The organism is Spirochaetae bacterium HGW-Spirochaetae-1 (assembly GCA_002839375.1).
In the GTDB taxonomy this organism is placed as follows: Bacteria; Spirochaetota; UBA4802; order UBA4802; family UBA5550; genus PGXY01.
Window position 1 is genome coordinate 282,781 of record PGXY01000006.1, and the last position, 14,597, is coordinate 297,377.

Below are 14,597 nucleotides of genomic sequence, written 5' to 3' on the forward strand. Positions count from 1 at the left end.
CTCTGAAAATCAGATTTCAGGGGTATCCGTGTAAGAACATTAATTATTAAAAGGATATCTGTGAGTATGACGATAGAAATAAGAACATGCATTCAGAACGGCTGTTCCGTCTCTTATAGAACAAATGCCGGCAGGGATACCCGTGCTCTTTTCTTTGTCCATGGCCTGGGAGCCGATTCAAGATTTTATTATAAACAGCTGAAATATTTCAGCCAGTATTATCGTGTCATAGCCATCGATCTTCCCGGTCATGGCCTCTCCCCCTGTGATCATGTGCCCACTCTTGAGGATTATTCAAGGGCCCTTACGGGCGTCATAGAAATGGAGGAAATCGAATCTCTGGTACTCATAGGACACTCCATGGGGGGGAGCATTTGTCTCGATCTTTTTTCGAGGCGGACCGTTCCCATCGATGCCATGGTTCTCATCTCAACCGGCGCCAGTCTTTCCATGGTGGAGTCTTTTTTAGATGTAAGTAAAAATGACTTCATGACTTTTTACAATAATCTTCTTAAGCAGGTTTTCAGTAAAAAAGGTGGGCTGATGACGAGGATGGCTGATAAATGTGCAACGGCACTGAACCGGGAGGTTTTCAGCAACAATCTGGCCATATGCCGGGGTATTGATCATTCCGGTATTCTCCATACCGTGGATATTCCCGTTTTGGTCATGGGGAATAAGAATGATACGCTGGTACCTATCGAGACTTCCGCTGCTCTTGCCAGGGGAATCAGGGATGCGGAATTTGCCGAGTTCGACAGTGAAGGGCACATCCCATTTTTCGAAAATCCCGATATGTTCAACGATATTCTACTGAAATTTCTTAATGAGCGGTTCAAAATGGCCAGTATTTCCCCCGAGGTTTCTGAAATACTTGACAAATAGTAATCCGTTTGAAATTCTTCCACTTTATTTGTTGATATCATTAAAACTTGTTTCTTTTATTTTTCAACTGTATACTTGATTCAAGTATATAAATATCATTATTTTAACGGGCATTTATCCATCCCCGTCATACCTACGGGGCAAGTGTTTATTGTCCGGGCCCACAAATAATGCCTTGAATTATTTACAGCCTTACGGGATAATCAGGCATCGCATAATAAAAATTTAAAAAAATATTACAATAATATAATAATATTATACGGAGGAAAAAATGAGCATTAAAGTAGGGATTAATGGTTTTGGAAGGATCGGCAGAAATGTATTGAGAAAAATTGTTTCCGATCAGAAAAATTTCGCAGATGTTGAGATAGTCAGTATTAACGACCTGACGGATGCGAAAACTCTTGCTCATTTATTGAAGTACGATTCGGTTTTCGGGATTTTTGAGGGTGAAGTATCCCATACTGAAGATTCGATTGTAGTTAATGGTAAAAAAATCAAGGTTCATTCTGAAAAAGACCCCCGCCAGATTCCCTGGAAGTCCGAGGGAGTGGATGTGGTTGTGGAGTCCACGGGCCAATTCACCAGCAAGGAAAAGGCCGTATATCACATTGAAGCGGGAGCAAAGAAGGTTATCATTTCAGCGCCGGCAAAGAATGAAGATATTACCATCGTACTTGGTGTTAACGAAGATAAATATAATAAAGACGAACATCATATCATATCGAATGCTTCCTGTACAACGAACTGTCTTGCCCCCGTGGCCAAGGTTCTTAATGATGAATTCGGCATTGTGCATGGCATGATGACCACTATCCACTCGTATACCAATGATCAGCGGATTCTGGATCTTCCCCACAAGGACCTGAGAAGGGCCAGGGCTGCTGCAATGTCCATGATTCCCACGACAACAGGTGCTGCAAAGGCCGTGGCTCTTGTTATTCCGGAACTGAAGGGTAAACTGGATGGAGGCGCTATCCGCGTACCGACACCCGACGTTTCAGTCGTGGATTTCGTCTGTACGGTGAAAAAGGATGTGACGGCCGAGAGCGTCAACGCAGCCCTTAAGAATGCAGCAAACGGCAAGATGAAAGGCATTCTTGAATTCTGTGAACTGGAACTGGTTTCCATAGATTTTGTGAAGAATTCACATTCATCGATTGTGGATGCCCTTTCGACAAAAGTTATGGAAAACCGGATGGTGAAAGTTATAAGCTGGTATGACAATGAGTGGGGATATTCCGTAAGGGTAGCGGACCTCATCAAGTTTATCATGCAATAGAATCGGAATACGGGGAAGTGACATGGGAAGAAGAGAGATATTTGCCGGGAACTGGAAGATGTACAAGACGTATCTGGAAGCGGAAAAGCTGGTAAAAGAGCTTATTTCGGGACTGGGCTCTACGGGAAAGAAAGAAGTTATTATCTTTCCTCCAGCTCCATTTGCACGTCATTGTGCCGACATGTGTAAAGGCACGGCCATTGATGTGGGCATGCAGAATATGTATTTCGAGGACGAGGGGGCCTTTACCGGTGAAGTTTCTCCCGCCATGGTGAAAGACGCGGGCTGCCGGTATATACTCATAGGGCATTCGGAGCGGCGCCACGTTTTCGGTGAAACCGACGGCGATGTCAATAAAAAGGTCAAGGCTGCTTTCAAACACGGCCTGGAACCGGTTATCTGTGTCGGTGAGCTGCTGGAAGAAAGGGAAAAAAGCATAACAGATGCGGTTCTCAAAAGGCAGATTGAAGGGGCGCTGAAAGATATAACAGCAGCCCAGATGGAGAAGGTGGTGATTGCCTATGAACCTGTCTGGGCCATCGGTACCGGCAAGGTAGCCACACCGGAAATTGCTGAAGAGGCTCATGCCAAGATAAGGGACCTTCTGAAGGATATTTATGGAACCAAAATCGCCGATTCGGTGTCCATATTATATGGAGGTTCGGTGAAACCGGACAATATCAAGGGTCTTTTCTCCAGGGAAAATATCGATGGCGTTCTCGTGGGAGGCGCAAGCCTGAAATCTGATTCTTTTCTTGACATTGTACATGTTTAAACGACATTGGTATAGTATTGAACTGTATCTGAGGAATAATTAATATTGTGTATGACGGCAGCACATGCCGTTATAATTATGAGGAAATTCTATGGGAATTTTAATTTCTGTCTCCACTGTTCTTTTTGTGATACTGTGTGTTATCCTGGTCATTATTATTCTTCTTCAGGCCGATAAAAGCGCCGGAATGGGGATACTGGGCGGATCAAGCCAGTCGGCCTTCGGCAGTTCTACAGCCGATGTCATCACGAAGATAACGGCTGTTATGATCGGCCTCTTCATGCTGGGATCGCTGGGTCTGGCGGTTTTCGAATCGAGTAAAACCACTTCTCTTGAGAAGAAGGTACTTTCCGTCGATGAGTCTGCTCCATCCGGAGTTGTCCAGAAGGAACCGGTTAAGGATGCCCCACAACAGCCCGATGAAAAGCCGTCGGGAAATAAATAATATCCTGCATTAATCCAGGATTTAAAGCGTTTCTTGCAAGCAGGGGTTCTTTATGGCACGATCTGTATTTGTAGATGAAAAGGAATGTACGGGGTGTGAGCTCTGTATTGATATGTTGCCTGTGGTTTTTAAAATGAATAGCAATGGTGTAAGCGTTGCGCAGGATAGCTCAATGGCGTCGGAGAGTGAGATTCAGGATGTCATTGACAACTGTCCTGCTGAGTGCATACATTGGAAATAAATATTGACGAGGTAAATTGTTATGCTTAAGGACTATATTTTTACATCGGAATCGGTATCCGAGGGACATCCCGATAAGGTCTGTGACCAGATATCCGATGCGATTCTTGATGAGCATCTGAAGGGAGATAAATATTCCCGGGTTGCACTCGAAACGCTGGCAACAACTGATTTGATAGTTCTTTCCGGAGAAATAACCTCTCAGCAGAGTGTCGATTATGAAAAAATCGCCCGCATGGTGGCGGCAGACATAGGGTATACCGATCCTGACATCGGTTTTGATGCGTCAACATGCGCGGTAAAGATTCACGTGCACGCTCAGTCACCCGATATTTCCCAGGGTGTAACGGAAGGGCAGGGACTGTTTACAGAACAGGGCGCCGGTGATCAGGGGATGATGTTCGGTTATGCCGTTGCTGAAACTCCGGAACTCATGCCGATGCCTATTCTGCTGGCTCATAAACTGGTTAAACGTCTCGCCGATGTTCGCCGTTCGGGGGAATTGACATTTATCAGGCCTGATTCCAAGTCCCAGGTCACCATTGAATATGTCGATGGCAAACCGAAAAGGGTTGATGCAGTTGTTATATCCACACAGCATGCTCCTGATGTGGACCTGAAGACCATATCCGAAGGCGTAATTGAGACCACGGTGAAAAAAGTTATTCCAGCAGAGTACCTTGATAAAAACACAAAATTTTATATAAATCCCACGGGCAGATTTGTCGTGGGCGGCCCTCACGGTGATACGGGTCTGACAGGGCGGAAGATAATCGTTGATACCTACGGCGGCATGGGACGCCATGGCGGCGGAGCATTTTCAGGTAAAGATCCCTCCAAGGTGGACCGCTCTGCGGCCTATATGGCCCGCTATATCGCCAAAAATATTGTCGCTGCCGGGCTTGCTTTCCGCTGCGAGGTGCAGCTTGCTTATGCCATAGGAGTTCCTGATCCCGTTTCTGTCATGGTAGACACTTTTGGAACCGGTATCATTTCAGAAGAAAAAATCGCCGAGAGAGTGCGCGCTGTCTTTGACATGAAGCCATCGGGAATCATGAAAACGCTGGATCTGCACAGGCCGATTTACAGGGCTACCACCAATTACGGGCATTTTGGCAGGGAGGATGCCGGATTCTTCTGGGAAAAAACCGATAAGGCTGCTTTGCTGAAATAAAGTAACTATTAAAACCTGATTTATTGAGGTTCTCTTAATCACTCAATCAATCTAAGGTTCTTTTTGTAAGATTGAAGGTTTTCAATTTTTAAGTAATGAAGGCTGTAATTCCGATACTATGTATATATATCATTGAGGAATTCAGGCAATGAAAGAAACAAAATTGAAAACCTTCGGTTACAACTGCCCCTGCGGATACCAGGTCCGGGTATATATCGACTGTGGTATTCCGCAGGAACAATATACATGCAGAAAGTGCGGTGCCAGGGTTAAACGAATGGAAATTTAAAAACCTGCCATTTTTTCATCTCACTTTGCTGCACACTTCGTTTTGAAAAATGAGATGAATCATGAATTTTGTATCAATTAAAAAGAGAGCCAGCCTGTTTTTTTTCTTTCTGGCCATCATCATCCCCTGTTCTGTTTTTTCGCAGGACACCGTCACCGGCGCCGAATTGCCTGTGACAGATGCACCGCTTGCTGAAAATGAGATATCCCCGCAGGAAAAAAATAACGGAAAGAATATCAATATTGATGCTGAATTGATGTATGGGCAGTATAATAATATTCTGTCCACACTGAGTCTCATCCAGAGTACCGACAGTTTTACCTATCAGCTCAACACCGATTTCACCAGGTCGAATGATTTTGGCTATGATAATTCATCTTTTTATGAAAGCGAGGTGGGCTTTTCCGGCAAAGGTCAAATCACTAAAAACTGGTCGATCATACCGCAGCTCGATATATATAATGAATCTCATGGCATGTTCGGCAACAGTTTCTATAACCGGGAAGAGAAGGACAAGATCGTTCTGCTTTTAAAAAATGAATATAAACCCACGCCCTCACGCTGGCAGGTCAATTTCGGCGGAGGCCAGTATGTTCACCGACTTATGGGAGCAGATCCATACGACATGAGCTTCTACAAGCTGAACGAGGAAATTGAATGGGAGTATGTCTGGTCGTCATCGTATCAATGGTCCTTCCGGCATTATTCGAGCCATTATTTTTATAAGAATACTACCAATGATGACTACCATGTGGGTAATGAGATTCTGGGAAGTTTCAAAATCATGGAATATATAAAAATCAGCGCCGGTGGCATTATGGACTGGAATCGTGATGCCGGCTTCTTTCCTTCGGGAAAAGCCCAGATTGCCAGCGTGGGTCTGAAATATTTCATTCTGGAAGGAGCCTATATATATGATCTGGTTCCTTTTATGCCCGAAGATTTATATTTTGACCAGAAATTTATTTATCCTAACAATAATCTTCCTCCGGGGAAAGTGCATAAGGGCGACGTGAAGGGAAGTTTCGAGCTGTCGAAAAAAAGCAAGTCAGATATTTACATTAAAAAGATAAAAATTAAATGCCGCGGTTTATTTGAGGATAATAATAATTTTTATAATTACAACTTTGGTCTTTTGCCCGGGAATGTATTGAGTGCCGAAACAGTTCATGCCCATTCTCTCGGCATGGAAAATGAAGCCGCGATAGATGTTGCCATGTTCGCCTACGAAGTGGGTTTTCTGTTCAGCTACCGGTTTGACAGATATTACGCCGATGACAATATTACATATCGTCCGGAACACCGGTTTAACGGTGGTGTTACTTTCACCTCGGAGAAATGGGCGCTTGAATGGTCTAATGAATATAACAGTTCCATGTATGTGTATCCCGGTTCAAGTGAAAAACTCGGGGATTTTATTGTAGGGATGCTTGAGCTGCGGATTCAAATGGTCGATTCCCTGTTCTTTAATATCAAGCTGAACAATCTCTATAACATGAATTACTGTTATATTCCCGGATATGCGGAACCGGGGTTCACCGTTCTGGCGGGTCTGCGCATAATCATTTAATGCGATAAGGCACTACGAGGAGATTCTTGAGAGGCCTGGAATTTTCTGCAAGGGCGGAATATCCGTGAATGTATTGTAACATAATCCCGTTTCAGTATACAAATTGTGAAAGCTGTTAAAAAGAGATATGCAGATCATTTTATTTGTTGGCGTTTTTTACCGCTTTCAGGGTTCATGTGTGTAGTACAAATCAATTATTACCGGTGTATAAACTATGACAGGCAAATTCTTCATATCAATTTTTGATTCCATTCCTGTATGGGTAATGCTGCTGCCGATCTTTATATGCTCCGTTACGGTGCTGGCCGTTTTTGTGGAGAGGATGATATTCTACCGGAGGATCAATATAGATTACCGCCTCCTGATCAGTTCACTCGGCGCAAAAATAGAGGCTGACCGGTTCGATGAGGCGAAGCGTTTGTACGAGGGCTATTCGGGACCCCTGGTTGTAATGATCAGGGAAATAGTCGAGAACTGGAAGGAGCCCGGCGATTTTGAAATGCGCATACGCGATATGGCGGAAAGGGCGATCCGCTCCATTGAAAAATACGGTAGTGTGGTGGCAACAATAGCCACCGTGTCTCCCATGTTCGGGCTGTTGGGGACTGTTACGGGTATGATGAAATCCTTCAGCGGTCTGGCCAGCATGGGGCCTTCGGCACATGACCTGCTTGCCATGGGAATCACCGAAGCGCTGGTGACAACGGCTCTTGGCCTTCTGGTGGCCATCCCGTCGCTTATGTTTTATAATTTTCTGGTCGGCCGCATTGAAATTTATATACGGGAAGTAGAATACATCGGCAACAGCTTCATTGGTATGCGGTCATAACGGGTCTGTCGGGAATGCATGGTTTGGAAAAAATATCATGACATTGAAATTTAAAAGCAGGCTACAGCACAGGGCACTTATTGATATCACCTCCCTGATTGACCTGGTGTTTCTCCTGGTTGCTTTTTTCATGGTCACTTCCAGTCTCGGGTCGGAATCTTCCATTACGGTACATCTTCCCAAGGCGGAACAGACGGCCCAGTATAAGGGCGGCGATATAGTGGTTTCCATAAATGAGAGAAATGAAATTTTTATAAATGATGTTCTCTATACGAAAGAAACCATAGTAGAAGAATTAAAGAGACTCAAAACTTCCAACAGTGATTTGTCAGTAGTAATTCGCGGTGACAGAAAGGCGGATTATGAAATGATAGTCACCATTATGGACAGACTTAATCAGGCGGGAATCCCGAAGTTTACCATTGCCACAACAGATTAATCCCGGGTCTTTCCGGGAAGGTATTTGTGGTGACAATAAATACCGAATATCATTATAATTCCTTGACATGAAAGAACTTATAATGATAAGAGTCGTGGGGCTGACAAACCGCATCGTCCGGTCCTGCACGGAAATTATGAACAATGAAAAATAGAATGCTGAAACGGTAATATATGAAACTATACATCTCGTTAACGCTCACCGCTCTCCTTGCTGTCCTGGCTATTACCGGAGTGTCCTCCCAGCCGTCGAAATACGAGGGCAAGATCGTCAGGAAAATTGATTTCGTAGGACTGAAATCCGTAAGTCCCGAAGACCTGCTGTACATAATGAGGACGTCGGCGGGATATCCCCTTAAATCAGCCGAGGTGCGCAAGGATATAAAGGATATTTTCGATAAAGGAAAATTTGAAAAGGTCGACGTGGAGATCGAGGAGTTTCAGGACGGTGTCCAGCTTCGTTTTATCTGCAAGGAAAGGCCCCGGATTGCATCCATTGAATTCAGAGGGCTCGATGAATTTGTTGAAACCGATCTCAAGGAAACGATTCTTTTGAAGGAAGGCGAAGTATACCGCAAGGACTACCTGGAGAAGAGCGTAGCCCTGCTCAAGGAGAAGTATGACGGTGAGGGACTCTTCAATGCGCACATAACATACAAAGTCCTGCCGGTGAAGGATGAAGATGATGTCAATGTGCAGATCATAATCGATGAAGGGGAGCAGATCAAGGTTCAGAAAATATCCATTCTGGGAACCGATAAGCTTTATTCCGAGGAAGTTCAGGATCTGATGGAGACAAAGGAAGAGGGGCTTATCCGCGACGGGGCGTTTAAAAAAGAAATCTATGACCAGGACAAGGCCAAGATCGTCGGCTTCTACAGGGAGAAGGGTTATCTGGACGCACAGATTCTTGAAGACAGTGTTGACTATGAATGGGAAGACCCGGAGAAAAAAGAAACCCGTGTTATCTATATCGTGATAAAAATCAGTGAGGGTGAAAAGTATTATTTCGACAAATCAACAGTGACCATTAGCGGTGAGAAGGAGAAAACAATCTTTACGCCCGAGGAAATTTCCAAAGACTTTGAGCTGAAGGAAAACGGCGAGGTTTTCAACGACACCAAGTTCCAGATGGACCGCCAGATGATAAGTTTCAAGTATGCGTCAAAAGGCTATATATTCGCCCGTGTCATTCCCAAGCGGTCTATAACTGAAAAAGAGGTCGATGTCGAGGGTAAAAAAGAAAAGCGAAAGTATGTGACCATAGATTATGTTGTTACCGAGGGAACCCAGGCCTACGTGGAATCCATTATTATTAAAGGGAACAAGAAGACCAAAGAGAAGGTCATTCGACGGGAACTGGTTATAAAAGAAGGAGAGCTCTTTAATTCAGCAAAAATGCAGGTCTCGCGAGAGAAGGTCTATAACCTGGGATATTTCAAACAGGTTGACTTCGATGTACGGCCCGGCAGCAGGGAAGGTTACATGAACCTTGTCGTGGATGTGGAAGAGCAGCCTTCAGGAACCATCTCCCTGGGCGGCGGTTACGGGACACAGTCCGGTTTTTCCATCTTCTCCGATATCACGGAAAACAACTTCCTGGGCAACGGTCAGCGTGTGGGAGTTAAGTTTGAATATGGCCCGCGCCGCTCATCCATCACGCTCTCCTTTACGGAACCGTGGCTCATGGACTATCCGGTAGCATTTTCCACATCCATATTCTATTATCTATATACCATTGAAACATCGTCCATGTTTAGTAATACGAATCAGACGGCCGAATATCAGAAACAGGCCTTCGGCTATTCCCTGGGACTCAGCTACCGCTTCATGTATTACTATGTGATCGGTACCAACTGGTCCCATGCCTTCAAGAGCTATCTCAATCCTACGGGCAATGCCAGTGACGAAATATTTATAGCTGCGGCGGATAGAATTCAGGAAAAACGATCACAATCATTCTATGCCTTCCGGGATTCCAAGGACAACTACCTGAACCCCACCTCGGGTTCCCGTGTGGGAATGTCCATAGAACTGACGGGCGGCGCCATTTACGGCGGCCAGGACCATTACGTCCGTTTTGATCCCGAGCTCTATCTCTATTATTCACCTTTTCATCTCCCTTTTCTGAAGTCGCACCCCTGTGTTTTTGAGTTCCGTGCAAATGGATCCTTTATTGTACGGCCGCTGGGCAATCCACACCAAAACTATGAGACCAACCAGTGGCTTGAGGCCGAGGATCGACTCACCATCGGCGGTCCCGAAACCCTTCGAGGCTGGGACTACTATGATTTTGCATTTCCCGATTCATGGGCCTATAATGGACTGTATCACCGCATCCTCTACGGCGTGGAGTTCCGTGTGCCGATCCATCCCCAGATGCTCTGGCTGGTCCTTTTCTTTGACGCCGGTTCGCTCTGGACTGATACCTTCTGGGAAAAACAGCTTACGGAAGGCAGCGATGCGCAGACTACCATTCAAACTGATAAAGATAATGGTGATCTGTATGCCATTAACCAGATTTTCAGCAGCAGGGTGAACCTGCTTCAGTATTTCAAGTATTCCTATGGCTTCGGTTTCCGGATACAGATTCCCATGATGCCTCTGCGATTCTGGTTCGGCAAGAAGTTCATCTATGACGGTTCATCCTTCAGGAACGTGGGGGACCTGACCTTTCAATTCCAGATTGGGGATATGCGCTTCTGATGAAAAGCACTGCCCTGTTATCACTGGCGGCAGCGGCTGTCATGGCAGTATCCTGTTCATCCTTGAGGCCCGAACAGAAGGGGCCGAAAGAAACGGTAACTATCCGGTACATGAACCTGGGCTCCGTGTATGAAATCCTCCGAAACCGCTCTGAAACGGCCGCCTCGCTGAAGAAGGAAAGGGAACAGCTGCAGAGCCGGATGCGGGAGATAGAGGAAAAACTCCTCTCGGGGGAAGGCGACAGGAAAAAGCTCATGCAGGATCTGCAGTCACTGCGGGACGGGAGCGGGCGTCTGGATAAAAAGGAACAGGCATTCAAGGAAGAAATCCTGAAGAAGATAAGCACGGCAGTGGAAGTCGTGGCAAAGGAAATCGGCGCCGATTTTGTCCTCAATATGGGCGATGAGGTTTTATATTCGCAGAAAAAATATGATATCACCGAGGAAGTTATTCGCGAAGTTATGCGCCAGGAGCAGAGGAGGGATCCCGTTGTCCGGTAATCATGTATTCATCCGGAAAAGGGAGGAGAAGGTGATTATGAAAATAAGGCTACTTCTCTGCATTACATTCATGTTTCTGTTTGTCCTCACGGGCTGCTTTTCAAGCAGGGAAAGGGCCGTGGAAAACGCCTTTAAAAATTATTCAGGCAAGTGGCTCATTTATGTCAGTAAGAGAGATTACACTCTCACGGTATATGACCGGAATATAAAACAAATCGCAATATACAGCATATCCTACGGCGAGAACCCCGACAGGGGGGCCAAGCTTCACGAGGGAGACAACCGGACTCCGGAAGGCCTGTATTTCGTCCATGAGATTCTGAGCATGGATGCCGACAGAAATTCCGATGCGTATAGAAAGTTAAAAACCATGAATGCTGCTTTTTTTCGGGCCAGGGACGGGCATCACCAGTTCGGGAAACCGCGCGTGGATCTTGGAGACAATGCCTACGGTCCTCGTTTCTACGGCTTGAGCTATCCTAATGAGGATGATAAAAAGCGATACCGGGATATGCTTGAAAAGAAAGGGATTCCTGAAAAAAATGGGAAAGTCTCCGGCATCGGTTTTGGTATCGCTATCCATGGGAACAATGATCCCGATTCAATAGGCCATCTCGCGTCGAGCGGATGTGTCAGGATGTTCAACAATGACGTAGTTGAGCTGGAACAGTACGTGCAGATCTCCACACCGGTCATAATTGCCGTTGATTGAAAATTTCACACTTTAAAAGGTTGACATTAATATTGTAAGTATTGCATATTGTCTTTGATTTTTTTTAAATTGGGAGGAAAACCTTGTTACAATTATCTGGAATTGCTTATGCTATGGGGCCTGCACAGTCAGGCGGCGCTCAGGGAGCCGGCGGATCGGGATGGCTTACGATCGTTCCCTTCGTTTTAATGTTTGTGATCTTCTATTTTCTTTTAATCCGTCCTCAGCAGAAAAAAGAGAAAGAGCGAAAAGATATGATCTCTTCCATTCAGAAGGGCGATAAAGTGCTGACAGCCGGCGGTATTTACGGTGTTGTCTCCAGTTTTAAGGATGATGATACGGTGATACTGAAAATTGCCGATGGGGCAAAGGCTGAATTTACGAGAAACAGTATTACGGCAAAAATATCCTGATCAATGCGTATGAAGAAACATCGTATAATACTATTTATTCTTTTGGCTGCTGCTTTTATTTTTACGACGGCGGTTATCCGGGCGCAGGATGTTGATGCGCCGGCGGGAAGCACCGATGTGAATAAAATCGATGGTTCCCGTGATGTTATTACCGATGATGCTGTCGTGAATGAGCCTGACACCGGGCGGAAAGTCGAAGAAAAGTCCATTGAAGTGGTAAAGCCCGCTGTCAAAACAAAGAAAGAGGGCAATAAAACCGCCGGCACAGCGGAGATGAAAAAAACCGTCATCCCGAAAAAAGACCAGGAGCCGGCCGGTAACCCGGGATTTAATATTTCCGAATCCCTGCTTCCTGTACAGGAAGGGGATTTTAAGTATGTGCGCATTCCCGATATCGGCATCACCATGAAGCGAGGCGCTGCTGTCGAGGATGTCATTGTAAAAATGCCCGAGGAAACCCCCGGATCATCCGCTGATGACGGTGAGAAGCAGAAGGGACTTTTCGGTTTTTCCGGGAAGACCACTGATACGGTTGTCAGGGTAGCTCTCGTACTTCTTATTCTGTTTATCTTCATACTGTACCGCATGCGTTCAAAGGGCTCTTCAAGAAGTGTGATGAGAACTTTTCCTAAAAACAGGCTATGATATAATTAGAGGAAATCAATGACAAGAGGAATGATATATAAGCTTATCTGGATATTGGTACTGGTTGCATTATCAGTCATACTCATTCTGCCCACGGTAGGCGAGAAGGATATGGAGGTGCTGCTCAACAAGGACATAACCGTAGAGCAGAAAGATGCAGTTAAAAAGATATTTGCCGGTGATAAATTTACCATAAAAGATAATGGTACCTCTCTTATCGTATCGGGCAGGTCACTCACCGATGCCTTCATGAACAAGGTGAGAATTCTAGATGGCGTTACCGAGGCCCGTCTTCTCAAGCACTGGGTCGAAGAAAAGCTCATGGCGAAAAAGATCAACCTGGGTCTTGACCTCCAGGGCGGGATGCACCTGGTTCTCAGGGCCGATTTTTCCGGCATCGAGGCAAAACTGGGACGAACTCTGGAAGAAAAAGATAAAATTGAAATAACCCAACAGGCCCTGGAACTGCTGCGGAACAGGATAGACAAGTTCGGTGTTTCCGAACCGTCCATCAGGCCCAGCGGTGCTGAGGCAATAGAAATACAGCTTCCCGGTGTTAAAGATCCCCGGGCAGTAAAAAAAGCAATTGGAACCACGGGAAGTCTCGAATACCGCCTGGTGGACGAAAAATATTCCCGCTCTTCAGCAGAATGGATCAAAAATAATTATAAAGCAAAAGAACTGCCCCAGGAATGGGGAGGACAGAAACAGCTTCTTGATGAAGCGGCAAAAGCCATTGGACTTCCCGATACGCTGGAGCTCATGTTTTATTTTGAAAGAGATAAAGACAGCAAAAAGATTTTTCCCGTATATCCCATGGCCCTGGAAAAGAAAATTGCCGTGGCCGGTACTGACATAAAAGAAGCCACGGTTGACAGAGATGAATATGGACGGATTGTTGTTCAGTTCAAGACGACCGCTGAGGGAGCCGCCAAGTTTGCCAACGTCACCCGTGAAGAGAATCGCGACAAACGGCTTGCCATTATACTCGATAATAATATTAGAAACGCGCCTCATATCAATGAGCAGATAACCACGGGAAGCGGCCATATCAGCGGTGGTTTCTCTCATGAGGAAGCTCAGACCCTGGCCAGGATCATCAAGGAAGGCGCTCTTCCTGTCACCTTGCAGATTATCGAAGAACGTACCGTGGGTCCCTCTCTGGGGCAGGACTCTATCGAATCGGGGATTAAGGCCATGATCATAGGTATGGCAGGGGTTATTCTGTTCATGATCGTCTATTATAAAATGGGCGGTCTCATTTCAGCCATAGGCCTTATTTTAAACATGATATTTATGTTGGCCCTGCTTTCACTCCTGGGATTTACCCTGACTCTTCCAGGTATTGCCGGATTCATTCTTACAGTTGGTATGGCCGTTGACGCCAATGTTATAATCTATGAGAGGATAAAGGAGGAACTTGCCTCGGGAAAATCCGTGCGCATGTCCATTGTATATGGGTTTGACAAGGCCTTCTGGACCATCTTTGACGCGAACCTGACAACACTCATTGCGGCTTTTATCCTGTCCCAGTTCGGGACCGGGCCGATTAAGGGATTTGCCGTCATTCTTTTTATTGGAATTCTGACCAGTATGTTCACGGCGCTCTATGTCACGCGTTTTGTATATGAGATCATATCCCTGAACAAGAAGATAAAGAAGCTTCATATTTAAGCATAACAAGGAGAGAGAGC

General features: G+C 45.5%; 15 protein-coding genes. All 15 read left to right on the forward strand.

Annotation, left to right across the window (positions count from 1 at the left end):
- Positions 1-66 precede the first annotated feature (66 nt).
- Positions 67-885 (forward strand): hypothetical protein, encoded by an 819-nt coding sequence (locus CVV44_13425; protein ID PKL38163.1) that lies wholly within the window; start codon positions 67-69, stop codon positions 883-885.
- A 271-nt stretch (positions 886-1,156) separates the two neighbouring features.
- On the forward strand, positions 1,157-2,167 hold the full coding sequence (gene gap, locus CVV44_13430; GenBank protein PKL38164.1) for a type I glyceraldehyde-3-phosphate dehydrogenase: 1,011 nt from the start codon (positions 1,157-1,159) through the stop codon (positions 2,165-2,167).
- Between the two features lie 22 nt (positions 2,168-2,189).
- A complete protein-coding gene (locus CVV44_13435; GenBank protein PKL38165.1) occupies positions 2,190-2,942 on the forward strand; it encodes a triose-phosphate isomerase in 753 nt (250 codons plus the stop codon).
- Positions 2,943-3,033: 91 nt separating this feature from the next.
- Complete coding sequence (gene secG, locus CVV44_13440; GenBank protein PKL38166.1) at positions 3,034-3,387, forward strand: preprotein translocase subunit SecG; 354 nt, start codon at positions 3,034-3,036, stop codon at positions 3,385-3,387.
- Between the two features lie 52 nt (positions 3,388-3,439).
- On the forward strand, positions 3,440-3,628 hold the full coding sequence (locus CVV44_13445; GenBank protein ID PKL38167.1) for a ferredoxin: 189 nt from the start codon (positions 3,440-3,442) through the stop codon (positions 3,626-3,628).
- Positions 3,629-3,649: 21 nt separating this feature from the next.
- Positions 3,650-4,801 carry a methionine adenosyltransferase gene (locus tag CVV44_13450; GenBank protein PKL38168.1) on the forward strand — a complete coding sequence of 384 codons (1,152 nt, stop codon included), beginning with the start codon at positions 3,650-3,652 and terminating at the stop codon, positions 4,799-4,801.
- A 350-nt stretch (positions 4,802-5,151) separates the two neighbouring features.
- Complete coding sequence (locus tag CVV44_13455) at positions 5,152-6,660, forward strand: hypothetical protein (GenBank protein ID PKL38169.1); 1,509 nt, start codon at positions 5,152-5,154, stop codon at positions 6,658-6,660.
- Positions 6,661-6,874: 214 nt separating this feature from the next.
- On the forward strand, positions 6,875-7,489 hold the full coding sequence (locus tag CVV44_13460) for a hypothetical protein (protein PKL38170.1): 615 nt from the start codon (positions 6,875-6,877) through the stop codon (positions 7,487-7,489).
- Positions 7,490-7,526: 37 nt separating this feature from the next.
- Positions 7,527-7,928 (forward strand): hypothetical protein, encoded by a 402-nt coding sequence (locus CVV44_13465; GenBank protein ID PKL38171.1) that lies wholly within the window; start codon positions 7,527-7,529, stop codon positions 7,926-7,928.
- A 173-nt stretch (positions 7,929-8,101) separates the two neighbouring features.
- Entirely contained in the window at positions 8,102-10,633 is a 2,532-nt protein-coding gene (bamA, locus tag CVV44_13470) for an outer membrane protein assembly factor BamA (GenBank protein ID PKL38172.1), read from the forward strand.
- Entirely contained in the window at positions 10,633-11,133 is a 501-nt protein-coding gene (locus CVV44_13475; protein PKL38173.1) for a hypothetical protein, read from the forward strand. Before bamA ends, CVV44_13475 begins: the two co-directional genes overlap by 1 nt.
- A 70-nt stretch (positions 11,134-11,203) precedes the next feature.
- Positions 11,204-11,845: a hypothetical protein gene (locus CVV44_13480; GenBank protein ID PKL38222.1), complete on the forward strand. Its 642-nt coding sequence runs from the start codon at positions 11,204-11,206 to the stop codon at positions 11,843-11,845.
- Positions 11,846-11,958: 113 nt separating this feature from the next.
- Entirely contained in the window at positions 11,959-12,258 is a 300-nt protein-coding gene (gene yajC / locus CVV44_13485; GenBank protein PKL38174.1) for a preprotein translocase subunit YajC, read from the forward strand.
- A 9-nt stretch (positions 12,259-12,267) separates the two neighbouring features.
- Positions 12,268-12,903 (forward strand): hypothetical protein, encoded by a 636-nt coding sequence (locus CVV44_13490; protein ID PKL38175.1) that lies wholly within the window; start codon positions 12,268-12,270, stop codon positions 12,901-12,903.
- 18 nt (positions 12,904-12,921) lie between these two features.
- Positions 12,922-14,577: a protein translocase subunit SecD gene (gene secD, locus CVV44_13495; GenBank protein PKL38176.1), complete on the forward strand. Its 1,656-nt coding sequence runs from the start codon at positions 12,922-12,924 to the stop codon at positions 14,575-14,577.
- Positions 14,578-14,597 lie beyond the last annotated feature (20 nt).

Coding starts and splice junctions, on each gene's coding strand:
- CVV44_13425 (PKL38163.1), top strand. CDS start 67: ATGACGATAGAAATAAGAACATGCATTCAGAACGGCTGTTCCGTCTCT.
- gap (PKL38164.1), top strand. CDS start 1,157: ATGAGCATTAAAGTAGGGATTAATGGTTTTGGAAGGATCGGCAGAAAT.
- CVV44_13435 (PKL38165.1), top strand. CDS start 2,190: ATGGGAAGAAGAGAGATATTTGCCGGGAACTGGAAGATGTACAAGACG.
- secG (PKL38166.1), top strand. CDS start 3,034: ATGGGAATTTTAATTTCTGTCTCCACTGTTCTTTTTGTGATACTGTGT.
- CVV44_13445 (PKL38167.1), top strand. CDS start 3,440: ATGGCACGATCTGTATTTGTAGATGAAAAGGAATGTACGGGGTGTGAG.
- CVV44_13450 (PKL38168.1), top strand. CDS start 3,650: ATGCTTAAGGACTATATTTTTACATCGGAATCGGTATCCGAGGGACAT.
- CVV44_13455 (PKL38169.1), top strand. CDS start 5,152: ATGAATTTTGTATCAATTAAAAAGAGAGCCAGCCTGTTTTTTTTCTTT.
- CVV44_13460 (PKL38170.1), top strand. CDS start 6,875: ATGACAGGCAAATTCTTCATATCAATTTTTGATTCCATTCCTGTATGG.
- CVV44_13465 (PKL38171.1), top strand. CDS start 7,527: ATGACATTGAAATTTAAAAGCAGGCTACAGCACAGGGCACTTATTGAT.
- bamA (PKL38172.1), top strand. CDS start 8,102: ATGAAACTATACATCTCGTTAACGCTCACCGCTCTCCTTGCTGTCCTG.
- CVV44_13475 (PKL38173.1), top strand. CDS start 10,633: ATGAAAAGCACTGCCCTGTTATCACTGGCGGCAGCGGCTGTCATGGCA.
- CVV44_13480 (PKL38222.1), top strand. CDS start 11,204: ATGTTTCTGTTTGTCCTCACGGGCTGCTTTTCAAGCAGGGAAAGGGCC.
- yajC (PKL38174.1), top strand. CDS start 11,959: ATGGGGCCTGCACAGTCAGGCGGCGCTCAGGGAGCCGGCGGATCGGGA.
- CVV44_13490 (PKL38175.1), top strand. CDS start 12,268: ATGAAGAAACATCGTATAATACTATTTATTCTTTTGGCTGCTGCTTTT.
- secD (PKL38176.1), top strand. CDS start 12,922: ATGACAAGAGGAATGATATATAAGCTTATCTGGATATTGGTACTGGTT.